This is a genomic window from Elusimicrobiota bacterium (genome assembly GCA_026388155.1).
GTDB lineage: Bacteria > Elusimicrobiota > Elusimicrobia > Elusimicrobiales > UBA9959 > UBA9634.
The window spans coordinates 384146-399031 of sequence record JAPLKI010000025.1; the positions used below are offsets into that span (position 1 = coordinate 384146).

General features: G+C 55.1%; 13 protein-coding genes. 3 read left to right on the forward strand and 10 right to left on the reverse strand.

Annotation, left to right across the window (positions count from 1 at the left end; translation table 11 throughout):
• Nucleotides 1-78: 78 nt before the first annotated feature.
• The 10 genes from NTX59_13910 to NTX59_13955 all read right to left on the reverse strand — a co-directional run bounded on the left by NTX59_13910 (nt 79) and on the right by NTX59_13955 (nt 12326).
• Entirely contained in the window at nt 79-1692 is a 1614-nt protein-coding gene (locus tag NTX59_13910) for a hypothetical protein (GenBank protein ID MCX5786772.1), read from the reverse strand.
• Nucleotides 1693-1807: 115 nt separating this feature from the next.
• A complete protein-coding gene (locus NTX59_13915) occupies nt 1808-3280 on the reverse strand; it encodes a hypothetical protein (protein MCX5786773.1) in 1473 nt (490 codons plus the stop codon).
• Between the two features lie 51 nt (nt 3281-3331).
• Nucleotides 3332-4834: a hypothetical protein gene (locus tag NTX59_13920; GenBank protein ID MCX5786774.1), complete on the reverse strand. Its 1503-nt coding sequence runs from the start codon at nt 4832-4834 to the stop codon at nt 3332-3334.
• A 55-nt stretch (nt 4835-4889) separates the two neighbouring features.
• Entirely contained in the window at nt 4890-5906 is a 1017-nt protein-coding gene (locus tag NTX59_13925; protein MCX5786775.1) for a hypothetical protein, read from the reverse strand.
• A gap of 283 nt (nt 5907-6189) precedes the next feature.
• A complete protein-coding gene (locus tag NTX59_13930; GenBank protein ID MCX5786776.1) occupies nt 6190-7398 on the reverse strand; it encodes a hypothetical protein in 1209 nt (402 codons plus the stop codon).
• 156 nt (nt 7399-7554) lie between these two features.
• On the reverse strand, nt 7555-8730 hold the full coding sequence (locus tag NTX59_13935; protein MCX5786777.1) for an FprA family A-type flavoprotein: 1176 nt from the start codon (nt 8728-8730) through the stop codon (nt 7555-7557).
• A gap of 107 nt (nt 8731-8837) precedes the next feature.
• Nucleotides 8838-9116 (reverse strand): MoaD/ThiS family protein, encoded by a 279-nt coding sequence (locus tag NTX59_13940; GenBank protein ID MCX5786778.1) that lies wholly within the window; start codon nt 9114-9116, stop codon nt 8838-8840.
• 47 nt (nt 9117-9163) lie between these two features.
• A complete protein-coding gene (locus tag NTX59_13945; GenBank protein ID MCX5786779.1) occupies nt 9164-10519 on the reverse strand; it encodes a Mur ligase domain-containing protein in 1356 nt (451 codons plus the stop codon).
• An 89-nt stretch (nt 10520-10608) separates the two neighbouring features.
• On the reverse strand, nt 10609-11523 hold the full coding sequence (locus tag NTX59_13950; protein ID MCX5786780.1) for an SAM-dependent chlorinase/fluorinase: 915 nt from the start codon (nt 11521-11523) through the stop codon (nt 10609-10611).
• A 5-nt stretch (nt 11524-11528) separates the two neighbouring features.
• The gene (locus NTX59_13955) at nt 11529-12326 is read right to left on the reverse strand and encodes a M55 family metallopeptidase (protein ID MCX5786781.1); all 798 of its coding nucleotides are present in this window, start codon (nt 12324-12326) and stop codon (nt 11529-11531) included.
• A 244-nt stretch (nt 12327-12570) separates the two neighbouring features.
• Here NTX59_13955 and NTX59_13960 point away from each other — a divergent pair, with 244 nt between their 5' ends.
• The 3 genes from NTX59_13960 (at nt 12571) to NTX59_13970 (ending at nt 14814) form a co-directional block, all read left to right on the forward strand.
• Nucleotides 12571-13833: a hypothetical protein gene (locus NTX59_13960; protein MCX5786782.1), complete on the forward strand. Its 1263-nt coding sequence runs from the start codon at nt 12571-12573 to the stop codon at nt 13831-13833.
• Nucleotides 13834-14233: 400 nt separating this feature from the next.
• Nucleotides 14234-14431 (forward strand): DUF6485 family protein, encoded by a 198-nt coding sequence (locus tag NTX59_13965; protein ID MCX5786783.1) that lies wholly within the window; start codon nt 14234-14236, stop codon nt 14429-14431.
• A 5-nt stretch (nt 14432-14436) separates the two neighbouring features.
• Nucleotides 14437-14814 (forward strand): RidA family protein, encoded by a 378-nt coding sequence (locus tag NTX59_13970; GenBank protein ID MCX5786784.1) that lies wholly within the window; start codon nt 14437-14439, stop codon nt 14812-14814.
• The last annotated feature ends 72 nt before the right edge of the window (nt 14815-14886 follow it).

Below are 14886 nucleotides of genomic sequence, written 5' to 3' on the forward strand. Positions count from 1 at the left end.
GCAAACTAAGTTTGAAACCTCGGGCTCAGAGACAAAAAATACAACTCACTTTTAACGTCATACTCCGGCATGGAAACGTTATGGCGAAGATGCCGGCGCCGGATCAGTCGTCACCGGGTCAGTAGTGGCCAGGCCTGGGTCGGTCGTGGCCGGATCAGTCGTCACCGGGTCAGTAGATGGGTCAGGTGCTGGCGGCGGGGTGCCGACCGGGCTACCGACCGGTCCCGCGCCAGCGGCCATGCCGGCTAAGACCGCCGCTCCAACGGCCATGCCGCCTAAGATGATAGTTGCTACGATGCCCACACCGGTCATCGCAGCGATCGCCGCCGCTGCCGCGAGGGAGCCACCAAGGACATAAATGCCTCCCAGCAGCAACTGACTCATACCAATAAGCGCCATGCCGATCATCATAGCCTGTATCGCCATCATAAGAGCCTTAATGCACACCATTATACCGGCGATATACAGCATGATGCCTGCGATGACGGTGGGCGGCCAGCTGCTCGCCATCATCGCCATGCCAGTCAATACCATGGCGGCGCCGGCAATAGACAGCATTACAGACTGCATTATAAGCGACAACGCCTGCTGGCACATTCCCAGTATGGGACCAAAATTAGTCGGGGGAGTGGCGGGGGGTACCCCTGGGGTTACGACCGTAGGCGGCGCTGACGGATCGGGGACCACAAAGGCTGCCGGGGGGACCGGAACAGCAGAAGCCGTGTCGTAGTTGGTTTGTGCTATCTTTTCGTTTACATCGTTGCCGTCATAGGTGGACCCCTCGTATGCCGCCTGGTATTCGGGTGCGGCGGTTTTTGATCTATAAGCGGAGTCGGTCATTGAAAAAGTAGCCGCAAGCTGGAAAAGGGGCGCTTTTGAGGTGTTAACGACATTGATCTTGTTGGTTTTGGTCTTATAACCCACATTTTTCCAGGAAAAGCCGGTGGCCTTGCCCATTTTCATGCCTTTTACTTTCTGCGGGCTGCCCGGCACCGGTATTCTGCTGCCGGCCTGAGATAAGGCGTAATTATATACGCCCTGGCTCTTGGAGATAACGCTGCCTCCTGCAGTGAGCATTCTGCTGAACGGGCTTGAACCATAGCTGCCGTCGCCATGACGCTCGGCAAGATTCGAGCCCATCAGGTCGCCGTACACTCCACCGGCATCAGCGCCGCCGCCCGCCTTCAGACCATCAAGGCTCACAGTGCTCCCGTCCTCGCCGCGCGCTTTCTCTTCGGCATTCACCACGCCCTTAACCGGCCCCGCGGATTTTTCGTCTTTCATAACAGGCATGCCGAACAGGTCAAGGTCTCCCCCGCCGCGAATCATGGCCATGGACGAAGGACTGCCCGCCGGCGGCAGGGTTGAATTCAGGCTGCTTAAAAACTTATTCCAAAAAGAGTCCCGTGAACTGTCGGCCGTGGCCTTATCCAGAGCCGCCTTGAACCCGGCGGTGGAGTACCTGGGATTTATGGCTGAAAGGATGCTGCCCAAACCCATCGATTTAAGAAAAGCGGCCACAGGCGGCAGTTCCAGCATCCGTTCTATGGTTTCGGTAGAGGCCACAAAAGGCAAAGAAGTGGCGGCCATCAACAGGGCGATGGTCACATACTTGGCTCTGCCCCTGAAAAGGAGAAGCAGAGTGGCTAAAAGGGATCTTTTTTTATATTTCTCTGTAAATTTGCCGCCCATAAAAAACCTCCCGTCCCGCCCTTTTGGAACGCATGGCATCGCCTATAAGCGGCCACTCCGTTCCAAAAGGGCGGGACGACAAACCGCGCTGCTCCGCGGATAAAACAGACCGCCTTTACTTACCGATCGAACCGCCGGCCATAGCGCCGAGCAGGCCGATTATTCCCGCTATGGCTGACCACATAAGCGCGCTTACGCCGAGCGCTTCGCCGCTAAAGGCCGCAATGCCGGCCATAACAGCAACACCTCCGCCGATAATATATATACCGCCCATCATAGCCTGCCCTTTGCTGGTCATGATCATGACGCCCAAAGCTATAGCCGCCACACCGAGGATTATGGCTATAACGTTCAGTATATCGCCGATTGTTATCAAGGCAGAACCCGAACCGAAAGCTGCCTCAGCAGCTTCTCCCGCCGCTACCAAAGCTCCGCCAATGGCGGACAAGACAGCGGAAAGCAGTATCAGCATCATGGCCATATTACACATGCTGGTCAAAGCCTTGTCCGCATCCGTTTTTCCTGTCGTGTCAGGGACAACCGGTTCATCACCTGTTCCCGCAGTGCTGCTTCCTCCGCTGCTGCTGGTATTGTCAAGCGAAGGAGAAGTAACCACGCCGGCCCCGCCGTCGCCGGCGCCAACGCCTGCGCCGCCGGTGGTTCCTTCCGCGGTGGAACCTTCCCAGGCCTTATCCTGGGTTGAGCGGGCGGAATCGACATTTGAGCCGCTGTAAGATTTCTGCGTGGCCTTTATACCCTTGGCCTGATTATACGACCCCGGGCCGGACTTGGCGCCTTTGCCGCTCTTCGCGCTTGAAAACACGGGCCTTGAACTGCCCTTCATGGCCAGCACTTTCTTCCTTTGGTCAAACTTAGGCATACCCTGAAAGCCGGAGCCTACGCTGCTAAGGCCGACCTGCGGACCCACCGCCCCCTTGCCGAACTTATTGCCGAACCCGCCCATGCCGCTGAACTTGCTTTCCCCTCCGCCAAGGGAACTGGTAAGAGAGCCCATCGAAGCCCCCTGCAGTTTACCCATCATATCCTGCTGCATATTATTGCCGGGCGCAGGCTGGTTCTGGCTCTGGTCCGCCGAAGCGCCTTTAGCGGCATCCGCTTCCGCCTTGGCGGCGGCTTCCTCTTCGGCCTTTCTGGCGGCTTCCTCTTCGGAGGTTATCCCGGAGTTCTTATTGGCGTCCTTGAACATATCCAAAGAAGAGCCCTGGTTCCGGGCCTGGCTCCTCAGGATGGACGGCACATAGTTGTCGGGCGTTTTACCGCTGTTAAAAGCGGAGTTCTGCACGGGAGCCGGGCCATTATTGGCCAGGTAAACCCCCGTTCCCACGGCCACTATGGCTGCGGTAATAAGCAACCCGGCCTTGCCCGCGAACAGGGCGCCTATGCCGGAGGACGAGCCGAAGCCGCCCAACTTGCCGAAGTTGGCCGCGCCCCGAAACGCGCCGCCGGCTTCTTCAATCCCGCCCATGGAACTTCTGGCGCCGAAGCCCAAGCGGGCCCTGAGCCAGGGGAGAAGACCTTTTTTTTCTTTCTTCTCCTTAAATTTTATTTCCGGCAGATTTTCGTTCATAATTACCTCCCATTAAAATCAACATATTTCACCGCTCCAGAGTTTTGCAAATCATGGCGCCACCGCCGCATTAGCAGACCCGCCGATACTCGAGAGATTAATATTATTCGTTGCCGCAAAGTTCGTAAACTCAGCGTTGCCGTTTCCTGTTAAGGTTGAAATATCCTGCGCAGCAGTACCACCCTCCCCTATGCCGGAGTAAGCCGCGTAGGCCTGATACATAAGGATGGCGCCGACCCCCATGTAGATCATACCCGTCATTTTCTGGTCGAGGCCCCTGAGTTTCATGCCGGCTATCATAACGAAACCGGCGGCCACGCAGGCGGCTATGCAGCAGTACATCGCATATGATTTCATAGACGCGTATGTAGCCATATCCCCGGCCACTTTAGCCATGCCGACGGGGCCTGCGGCGGAGTCAACGGCAGCCTGGTGCAAAGCCGCGTTGGCTTTCTTGGCGAAAATGCTGGTCGCGAAAATTAAAGCGGCGGCCAGCAGCATCCCGTACATCGCCCTGTCGGTCCATTTCTTCACCTCTGAATCGTCATTTACCGGATCCGACACTTTAGGCGGGGTGGAATTGTTGCTGTTAAGGCTGGGATCGTTCCCCTTTAAGCCGGCCCCGGCTGAAACACCGGCCCCGCCAAGGCCCGCGCCCGTACCGGCGGCGCCCGCATCCCCTGTGCCGGTATTCCCGCCATCAAAAGGTTGTGAAGCCTCAGTTCTCGACCCGCTCGCGTTGGTCGAGTAGGCAGCTTTGGAGCCCATCTTGCCGGCGTATTTGGCCTGTCCAAAGGCGCCTTTTTTGTTAAAATTCGGCACCGTGTATTTTGGGGAATTGCCGACCCTTGAGGCCAGGGAGCCGTTCATGGCTGAGCTTTTGCCCGTGCCGGCCGGCGGCCTGTAAACGGAAGCGAACTGATTTCCTATGCCGCTTGAAAGCCCGCCGCCGTCCTGCATCCTGGGGATAGTGGTACCTGAAGCGCCGCCACCGCCACCGCCGCCCTTTGAACCGAAGCCCGGGGCTGCCTGCAATTTTGGCGCTCCGGCTCCCGCAGCGTCAGCGCCTGAAGCGCCAGCCGCATAATTATTATCCACGGCCGGAGCCTCGGCTGAAGCATCAGCTGAAGCGTCCTTGCCCGATTTATCTCCCGCCCCGTCGGGCGAGCCGCCCAGGCCGTCTTTTTTGGCCTGCTCCCTGAACATATCCAGGCTGGATATGTCACCCGACGCCGAATTCCTGTTAGCCCTTTCCATGCCGGCTTTTTGCGACTCTTCCTCTAAATAGCTGTTCTGGAACAACTGAGGCGTGTAAACGGATTTGGAGGACGAACCGACAAAGTTATAGATCACACCCACTCCGGCGGCTATGGTGGCCCCGCCAAGCACCACGCCCAATATACCGGCCTTGGTGGCGAACAATCCGCCTATGCCTCCGGCGGAACCAAGCCCCGAAGAAGCGCCGCCCATAGCCGATGAGCCGCCCCTGAAAAGCCCGGAAAGGGCCGACCAGAACCCGCCTTTCTTTTCTTCTTTGTCATTTTGAGAGTTCATAAATTTCTCCTTTAAATCCGGCGCACATATCGCTTGCAACTCACGGCGTCAAGCTTCAGCAGGGTTTCCCGGTTGTCTGATTGTACTGCCCCGGGGTACAGCCTACAGGCTTCTGCTGGTAGTCGGGATTAATGGCCATGGCCATCGACTGGCCTATAGCGCCGAACACCGACCCGAGCGTAGCCTGTATGATCATCTGCAGTATCATCTTCTTCATTTCTTCGTCGGTATTATCTTCTTTCGGCTTCGACACTTCGGGAGGCTTGCTCTTATTGGAATTCAGACTGGGGTCGCTCTTTTTCAGGTCCTGAGCGGCCTGGCCCAAAGCAAGGCCCGAAGAAGCCGCGCCGTTCTCCAACCCCGTGTTAAGATCCGAAGTATCGGCCTTGGCGCTTTTTTCAAAAGCCGTGGTGGCGCCACCCTTGGCCGCATCCATGTTGTTGGTTTTGGCGGCCAGCTGGCTTTTATCCGCGGCATTGCCCAGCATGGCCAGCAGCACGCCTTTGTTAGCGGGGGGGGCTTTTACAGGTTTCAGATCGCCGGCCGGGGCGATGTCCGCTTTGGCGCTTCCATTGCCGAAGAATTTATTATGCGCGCCGCCCGTGGACATGGAATTTGCATTGCCGGCCGTGATCGAGGCCTGCGGAGTAAGCTTCGCGCCGCCCGCGCCAGGCCTGGGAGCCGGCGCCGCGGCTGAGGCTGAAAATTTGCCGGACAAATCAGGCGCCTGTGCTTCGGCTGAAGCGCTTTTATCCGCGGCCTGCGCGTCTTCCGTGTCGGAACCGGACTGGAAAAGCGAAGACGCCATACTTTCGCCGGAAGTCGCAGGATTATCCGTCATTTCTCCGCTTAAAGGCGAGCCGGGGGCCCCGCCCTCCGAAGGGATACCCTCGCCCAAAGCGCCTATATCGGATACCCTGGATTTAAAAGGATTGCCGGAAGCGGCGGAAGAGTCAAGAGAAGAATTACTCATGAGCGGCAACGAAATCCACGCGATAAGGATGAGAATCGCGATAATGCCGCCTACAAGGTACTGAGCGGACTTGGATTTTTTGTTTTGTATCCGTATCATAACCCCTCTCTTTTTCCAGCCACCCGGCAACGACCGCCGGTGACACAGGAGGAAACCGCATACTTTATTCCACTCAACCGGTTCAAACCCAGAACGCACAAACAACTATAAACTTTCCTTGACACAATTACTGGAATGTTCAAGGCAAAGTTCCGACCGCAAATATGTTATAGCAGAAAACACTTGACTTGTCAAGGGCCCGGCCTACCACCCACACGCCGCATATACGGGGGCTTTTCGGCGTTTTTTTGTCAGACTCTGCCAAAACGATCATCCCTTCCGGCTACTTACAGGGGTTTTTACATTCCCACAGTGTATCGGTATACTTGCTCACGCTACCATTGACTGTATCCTCTCCGGATACTGTGACCTTCCAGCCATCATTGGTCCTCACAAGAGGATACGGCGGCGGATTATCTTTGAATGAGCCCGCACCACCGGGGTACTCACATGGCGGCTCGCAGCAAGCAGTCGGCTTATTCGCCATCTGGGTCGCCTGTGCGGGAGGCGCGGAATTTGCGTCCCCTCCTTCAGGGGCCTGGGCGCCCAGCTTATTGGCCATGGGGCTGAACATGGAATTCGCCAGACCGGATGTGGGATTTGCAGCGTCTTTGGCGGCCTCTTTCATCTTATTAAGGGCGGGATCGTTAGCCTCAGCCGATTTGTCCCTTGTAGGGGGACTCACTTCCCCGGGTTTAAGAGATTTTGCCCCGGTCATTTTAAGGCTGTCAATTTCACCGCTTTTTATAGTGTCAAGCTTGGCCAGGCCGCTTTTTCCGTAAGCAAGCCCCGACGCCGAACCGGCATTCCCCACCCCGAAGCTTTGTCCCCATTTGGTTTTGGCTTCCATGGCGGAAGAACTTCTAAGGGCGTCTCCAAGAAAAGCCCGTGAATTTCGCAAAGACGAAAGAGTGCCGCTTTTCGCGCCCTGACCCTTGGCGCCGAATGCGCCCGCCTTTGAAATACTCACATTGCCGGAGTCGTCTTCGGAACCGAACCTGGAAAGCCCGGATGAAGATTTAGTCTCCGCGCCGCCTACGGAGCCAAGGCCGGAACCTTTACCCGCCATTCTGGGGACGGAAGCGCCGGAAGCCAGCGAGGCCGAAGGATAACGATTCCCCGGAGAATTCGGCGTCGGCCCGCTTTTATCCATCCAGTCCGAAATCTCCGACGCCAAATCGGACACGGAAGAGGCAAGCTCCCTAGCCAGGCTTCTTTTCTGAGCGTCCTGCGACAACTCGGGCTCATCCGAGACAAAACCGAGGTTCTTCATGAAAGCGGTCACTCCGGCCCTGGCCTCGGCGCCATAGGAAAAGTTCTGCGTCTTATTGTCTTTTAGATCTTCCGCGCCCTGGATCACGAAAAAAAGAAAAATCCCGCCGCCGCAAAGAAGGAAGGCCAGCAGGGATACTATAAGCGCCTTTTTTCTGCCTCCGTCGTGCCGGCGGTCTCTGGCGCTGTCATCCGGCCTGCCCTTGTCGTTTTCAGCCATATTAATTTTCCCCCCGAAAAAGATACAAACAAAAGCACCTTACTTCCACCCCTCCCGCACCGCCGGGCGCCGGAAGCTGGAAGATAAGGAATATCCTTAATTAGAGTCTAGCAGAGGAAACGCTTTTTTTCAAGGGCCCATTCCTGTGACTTGCAACTAACTATCCTTTAATCCTTTATGTCTGAGCGCTATGGCGGCGGCCAGATCGTCTATTTTTTTCAAGTCATCTTCTTTCGGCAGGCCTTTTACCATTACTGGCGGAAGTATTTCAACCTTTAAATTCGTCAGCATACCCGCCAGCGTTTCAACCGCTTTGCCCCCCCAGCCGTAAGAACCGATAACGGAAATAAACTTTACTTTAGGCCTGAGCGCGTTCGCCAGATAGGCCCCGTAAACCGCTTTGGGATGGGGTCCCGCAAGGACCGTGGGCGTTCCTATAACAACGGTGGCGGCGTCCACCAAAGCCATGGCAACCCTCCCCTCGTCAAACTGCTCCAGGTTCAGTTTTTCCACGCTCACCCCCGCATCTTCAAGGGCGCTTACCAGACGGTTTACCAGAACATAAGTGCTTCCGTGCATTGACACATAGGCCACAAGCGCCTTGTTTTTCGGCTCCCCGAAGGCCCAGTCTTTGTAAATGTCCAGCGCGAATTTGACATTCTTATGCACCGGACCGTGGCTGGGCGCTATGAAATTAATTTCGTATTTTGAAAGTTTTTCCAGATGCGCCTTAATGTTTGAGCGGAACGGCATCATTATCTCGGCGTAATAGCGCTTCATGGGCACATAAACCGTATGTTCCCGCGAGAATAATTCGCCCGAGGCTAAATGCGAACCGAAAAAATCGCAAGAAAACAGAATCTTGTCTTCGCGCAGGTAAGTGCCCATGGTCTCGGGCCAATGCACCCAGGGCAGATAAACGAATTCGAGCGTTTTGCCGCCGAGCGAAAGGGTCTCCCCGTCTTTTACCTCCATGAATTTGTCGGCGGGAATATGCAGATGGCTCATCAGAAGCTCTTTGCACTTGGGGTTTGTCACCACTTTGGCTGAAGGATATTTCTCAAGCACAAAGGGGATGGAACCCGAATGGTCCTGCTCGGCATGATGCGCGACTATGTAGTCAAGTTTTTTAATGCCCTTCAGATAGGCAAGAAGAGCCTCTTTTTTCTCGGGGTCGGCGCAGTCAAGCAGGGCTGTTTTTTCGGAGCCCTTTACCAGATAAGCGTTATAACTGGTACCGTCAGGCAGGGGAATAAGGGAATCAAAAAGATGCCTGTTGAAATGGTTGACGCGCAGAGAATACACACCTTCTGTTATTTGAACCGGGTTCATAAGTAACTCCTTTTATATCAGGGGCTAGGGGCTGGAGGTTAGCGGTGAGGGGATGAACAAACTCCTTCCCTAAACACCTATCCCCTATACGCTCGCCCCTGCCCTATTCACCCTCCGGAAACCGGCGGAAAAACATGCAGTATGTCTCCGTCTTTTACTTTCACCCCCGCGGCTTTGCCGTTGTCAAGGATTTCGGAATTAAGGGTAAGCACGAAATAATTTTTCACCCTGCCGTCTCCGTCCAGGATCAGCTTTCGAACCTCCGGTTCTTTCAGGGCGCAGAGCTTTTCTATAAGCTCGCCAATATTTTCGCCTTCGAATTCAGCCCGTGAAATGCCAAGCCTTTTCCTGAGCGTGGTATAGATCATCACAAGCGCTTTAGCCATTTTTCACGTCTCCATTTTGCATGTTTCACTTTGCATTTTGCGCTTCTTCATAGCGCCTTGAAAATATCCGAAGCGAAATTGGAAAGCGTGGCGTCGCGCGCGCCCATCACCAGTATTATGCCGCCTGGTTTCATAAGCGCGGCTACAGCCGCGGGTATCTCCTCACGGCGCTGGAAAAACAGGGCTTTTATCCCTCTCCGCGAAACTTCGTCCGTCAGATCTTTTGAGGAAATGTCTTTGTTCGCCGTGCCGCCGGCGTAATAAATTTCAGGCATGACAAGAATGTCTTCCGGCGCAAGCCCCGAGGCGAAACTTTCTATCAGTTCGTTCTTTAAATGCCTGGTCGGGGTAAAACCGTGCGGCTGGTAAACGGCTATGACACGCCTGTTTTTATCCATGTGAACGGCTTTTAAGACGGCTGCGACTTTTGCCGGGTTATGGGCGTAATCGTCTATCACCGTTATCCCTTTCTTTTCGCCTATTATTCTGAAACGGCGGTCCACGCCTTTGTAATTTCCAAGCGCGGCGGCGCATGTTGCAAGCGGCACACCAAGGCCCGCGGCGACGGTAACGGCCGCCAGGGCGTTCTCTATATTGTAAAGGCCCGGGACAGGAAGTTTAAAAGCAACCCCGTTCACCTTGAAAGAGGAACAAAAACCGCTGAAGCTTATATCTGAAACCTTGTGCTTGCCTGTGTTAAGGCCGAACAATTCCGCTTTGGTCTTTAAACTCACGGAAGCCGGATCATCCGCGTTGACGTAAAATTTTCCGCAGTTGCCGGCGAAAACGCCGAAAATATTTTTCAATTCTTCCAGGTCCTTGTGGTCCTTGGTGATATTTAAAAGCAGGCCCGTTTTCGGCCTATACCGGGTTATGGTGCCGTCGGATTCGTCGGCCTCCACCACCAGAAGGTCCGACCCGCCCAGAAAAGCGTTGCCCGCCATGCCGCGTTCTCCGAGCGAGATCAGGGCCCCGCCGGTAATTAAACCCGGCCGGCGGCCCGCGAACTCAAGTATTTCAAATATCATGGCCACAACCGTCGACTTTCCGCTGGTTCCCGCCACGGCTATGGTGTTATAGCGGTTGACATACGAGGCAAGCAATTCTGAACGATGGGAAATTTTAACGCCAAGGGTTTTGGCCGCGGCTATTTCAGGATTTGAATCCTCTATCGCGGTGGAGACGATAAGCTCGGAGGTAGCGGGCGAAACGGCCGAACCGTCCTGCGGGAATATTTCAATACCAAGGGACCGGAGCTTGGTTTTAAGCTCAAGGCTGCGGCCCCGGTCAAAGTCGCGGTCGGAGCCGGTAACCGGTTTCCCTTCCATGGCGGACAATTGGGCCAAAGCGCTCATGCCCACCCCGCCTATACCTGAAAAATGAATTTTGCCGGTATTTTCCATACAATGTCCTGGGCTTAAAAGGCAATAATAGCAAAATGGGCACCGTGCATAACACGACAGGCCGGCCTGCTGTGCTATATTTTGAAAAATTATCTCCCGTCAGCCGCAAAAGCGGAACTGGAGACGCTGACGGTTACGGGCTCGCCGGCCCGCGCCCCGTACTTCCCGGAAAAATCCCCCATGTTAAGCGCGAAGGACAGCAGCCCGCGCGAATTGATATAAGCCAGGGGCGCGCCCTCCGGCACATCCCCGAACGTAGAGACAAAAGGAACGGTTAAAACGCGGCCGCCAAGATCAATCACCAGGACGCTCCCTTCAACTAATCCGCTGCGCTTGACCGCCGCGGCGTCGATATCGGTCCAGATATTTCCGTACGGACTTTCAACGCGCAGCAATGAGCCGGTCACTGTCGCCGTTCCGGCCACCGGCGCGGGCCAATCCAGCAGCACAGGCGCGGAGATGGCCGGGCCAAGTTTGTCCAAAACCAGCGGGTCGCGCGCGAGCCGGGCCGCTACCGGGGAGTAGACGTCGCGGCCGTGAAAGGTGGAGGTGACGCTCTTGCGCATAAAGGAACGGTTTTCAATGGAAACCATTTTTTCTATCCCAAACCGCCGCGCGGCGAGGGTAAACAGGCCGTTGTCCGGCCCCACAAAAAAATGTCCGGATTTGGTTTTTAATACCGCGCCTTTGCGCGAGGTTCCCACTCCCGGGTCCACCACTGCGAGAAATACCGTCCCGGCGGGCCATGCGAGCGCGGAATCCGCCAGGTAAAACGCGGCCAGCCGGATGTCGTAAGGGGGGATGTTATGCGTCATGTCCACCACGACGGTTCCGGGGGATACAGATTCGATAACGCCTTTACACTGCGATACCGAATCGTCGGCGATACCGAAATCGCTTAAAAATACGATAACGGGACCATTCGCCCCGCCCCGTGCTTCGCTGCCGGGGGCGAGTGAAAATAACAATGCGAACAGAAACGCGCTGAAATGTGCTTTTTTCATACTTGTCAGTATATGAACTGTATCGCGCGCATTATTTCGCGCCAGTCGGCGCATTTGAGGCGCACTGTTGCGTCGCCGGTGCGTTCGGCGCCGGGGTAGCAGGAAAAGCGCCGGGCTTTTTTTATCTCCTTGAACCGCAGTTCCATCACCGGATTCTTCGGGAGCCCGGGGAGCTTTTTCGCCGCCTTCGACATAAGGGCCGCCTGCACCCCGGCCGAGATGCGGTCCAGCGCCGCCAGCGGATGCATGTGCACCGTGGCCTCTCCGATATTTTCCTTGGTGGCCGTAAAACCTATGTTCGGAAGCAGCCGCCTGGCCTGCGCGCAGGCGCTTTTGTCGCCTGATATAAAAACGCTGGGCACTTTAAGCCCCGCCGCGGCCCAGGCGTTTATCTCGAATTCCGAAACCGGTTTTCCGTTAATGATAAATTCCGCCAGCGAGGTGGACATTGTGTGCGACATCGGGCTGGCGGCGGAGCCCGCTCTTGCGTGATAGCCGATATAGACCGCGGCGGAAAAGCCCGGCTCCAGACCGTCCATCATCATCATGGGGCCGCCGCTCCAGCCGCGCACCAGCCTGGCTTCGCGGGGAAGTTCGGAATGTATTATATTGCGTGCGGAGCCGTGGGCGTCCCGCACCAGTATTTCAGCCGCGCCCGCCGCGATGGCTCCCTCGCAGGCCGCGCGCACTTCCGCGGTCATCTGCCGGCGGCAGGCGGCATATTCGGGGCTCGCGGCTGTTATTTCTTCCCAGGCCGACACCCCGCATATTCCTTCTATATCCGCGCTGATGAAAATTTTCATTTTTCCCTCCACATACAAAAAGGCATCAAAAAGGTACCTTTTCTTAAATAATACAAAAAGCGGCGGTATTTTTATCAATTTTCACCCCCCCGCCTGGCGTTTGGCACATGGCGGCGGGGCCATTGTGCCCATTTATGCATGGGCCGAATATCCTGACAAGGCAGCCCCTAATGGGTCTTGTGCGAAGGTCTTACCTAATGTTTCAATATAGTGACAGCACAAACGGTTACAGGAGATCTGAGAAATGACGAATTTTACCGAAGTTGCGGCTGCGGCACTTTTATCTTTTAATTTTATTTCCTATGCTTCCGCGGGAGAGAACGCGGCGCTTAAGTCCGCCGGCTTGAGCCTGGAAGATACCGCCATACCGGAAGTGCCGGCCAAGAAAGCACCGCACGCTCCGGCGGCCGTATCCAATCTGCAGGGCGGGACCCTGACCATCTACTCTTACCCGCCGAGAAATATTCTTGACTGGTCCTCCCCCAAGGAAGCCATGGCCGACTTCGCCGGAACCACCCTGGGACAGTATCTTCATTCCGACACGGTGGATTTTGTTTCCGACTTCGGAGAAGATGGGAGCGTTCCACAGTCATACAGGTCCCCAATGGGCCATACACTCGCCCACGTGCAGTGCGCGCTGCCCGACGGCGCCGCTTACGACTCCTGGACAAGCTTTTCCGGCCAGGACCTTCGCGAAGTGGACAAGGATAATCTGATCAACAAAAAGCTCGGCCTGGGCGTTCTTTTTTATGACTACATAGACGGCCATATAATCAGCGGCATTGAGAACAAGATGTTCCTTATATATTATGACGGGAAGAACGGCAATTTGCCCCGCTACTGGCAGCAGAATATTGACGCCAAAACCTGCGGCAGCGTGCGCGACATGAACGAGTTCTTCAAAAGCTTCCATTTCCCGAAAGGCTCCACGCTGGAAGCTCTGCAGGCCCGCCCGCCGCAACAAATCCTTTATTATTCCAGCAATATGGACCCATATGAGGGCTATCTGGCCAGAAGGCAGGGCAGGGAAACGAAAATCGGCGGGGGTTGCGCTCCTTACGGGCTCGGGCTGTTAAAAGCCGCCGGGAAATATGACTATATGCTGGACGATATTTTAACGCTCAGGCTTGATGTTTCTGAGCGGCTTATAGGCGGCATACCGGACGAAACAGGACGCATACGCGAAGTTTCGATTTCCGAACTTACCGGGGGCCTCGGGGAGAACTGGACTTACCCGGGGTACAAGAACCGGAAATTCAAAAATTACGACCCGTACCGCATATGGCGGTTTATAGGCGGGGTCAACGCCTGCCTGACGGGCAACGCGGGGAACTGCCCGCCCGAAGCCTCCGCCTGGCTTTCAGCCAGACAGGGACACGTTTCAGCCGGTCCCGCCCAAGTAATGAGCGATACCATAAAAGTGAAGTCTGCCGCCGGGGCTTCCCACGTCCAACCCGACAAGAAAATAACTCATACGGTCAGGGTGCAGGGCATCATAGTGGATTAACCCGAATCCTGCAGTTCAGGGTTATTCTCATTTAAAAACATTAGGGATAAAAATATGCAGGATTCCCCGCTTTGCGGGTCGCAAATCAAGCTCCGCTCTTTTGGATTAATGTTCAGCCAAAAGGGCGGGACACCTGAGCTCCGCGAAGGGAAAAATCCACCTGAATTTTTCAGGCTAAAAAGATAACCTGAACGAACCGGCATCCGGGGTTATTTGACAGCGTGGGTTATTCCGTCCGGAAGACAGGACCTCTCCATAAAACGATGAACTGAAACTTTGCCGCGCAGCCCCCCCGCTCCCGCACAGGGACCCAGCCAATCTTGCCGGAAGCCCCCCATTCCCCGCAGCGGTATTTCAAAGTGGAACTCTAATTTTATACTATAGTAAGAAGGCTACATGTATGGAATGTGAAAAAAAGACCAACTTAAAAAGCTGCTCCTGCACTTACGAGCCCTGCCCCAGAAAGGGGGTTTGCTGCGAATGCGTAGCCTATCATAGGGCGAACGGGGAACTTCCCGGCTGTTTATTCAGTCCGGACGCGGAAAGAACTTATGACCGTTCTTTTGCAAATTTCACCGCTTCATTAAAAAAGGAATAAAAATGATTAAAAAAATAATCTTGACCGACACCGCCCCTGCCGTTATCGGCCCTTACTCCCAGGCAGTGGAAGCCAACGGCTTTGTTTTTGTCTCCGGCCAGCTGCCGATAGATCTTACAACCGGCGCTTTGGCGGAAGCTGACACAGCAAAACAGACGGAAGCCTCGATAAAAAATATACAAGCTATACTCAAGGCCGCGGGACTCACGCTTGAATCGGTGGTAAAAACCACGGTTTTCATGGCCGACTTGACCCAATTCGCTAAAATGAACGAGGTTTATGCCCGCTTTTTCTCAAAACTTCCGCCGGCGCGGGCGGCGGTTGAAGTAAAAGCTCTGCCCAAAGGCGCTTTGGTGGAAATTGAAGCCATTGCGGCAAGGTAAGGAATTAGCGAATAGCGAGTAGCGGCAGAACTTACATTCTTATCTAATTCGCTAATCGCTGTTTGCTATTCG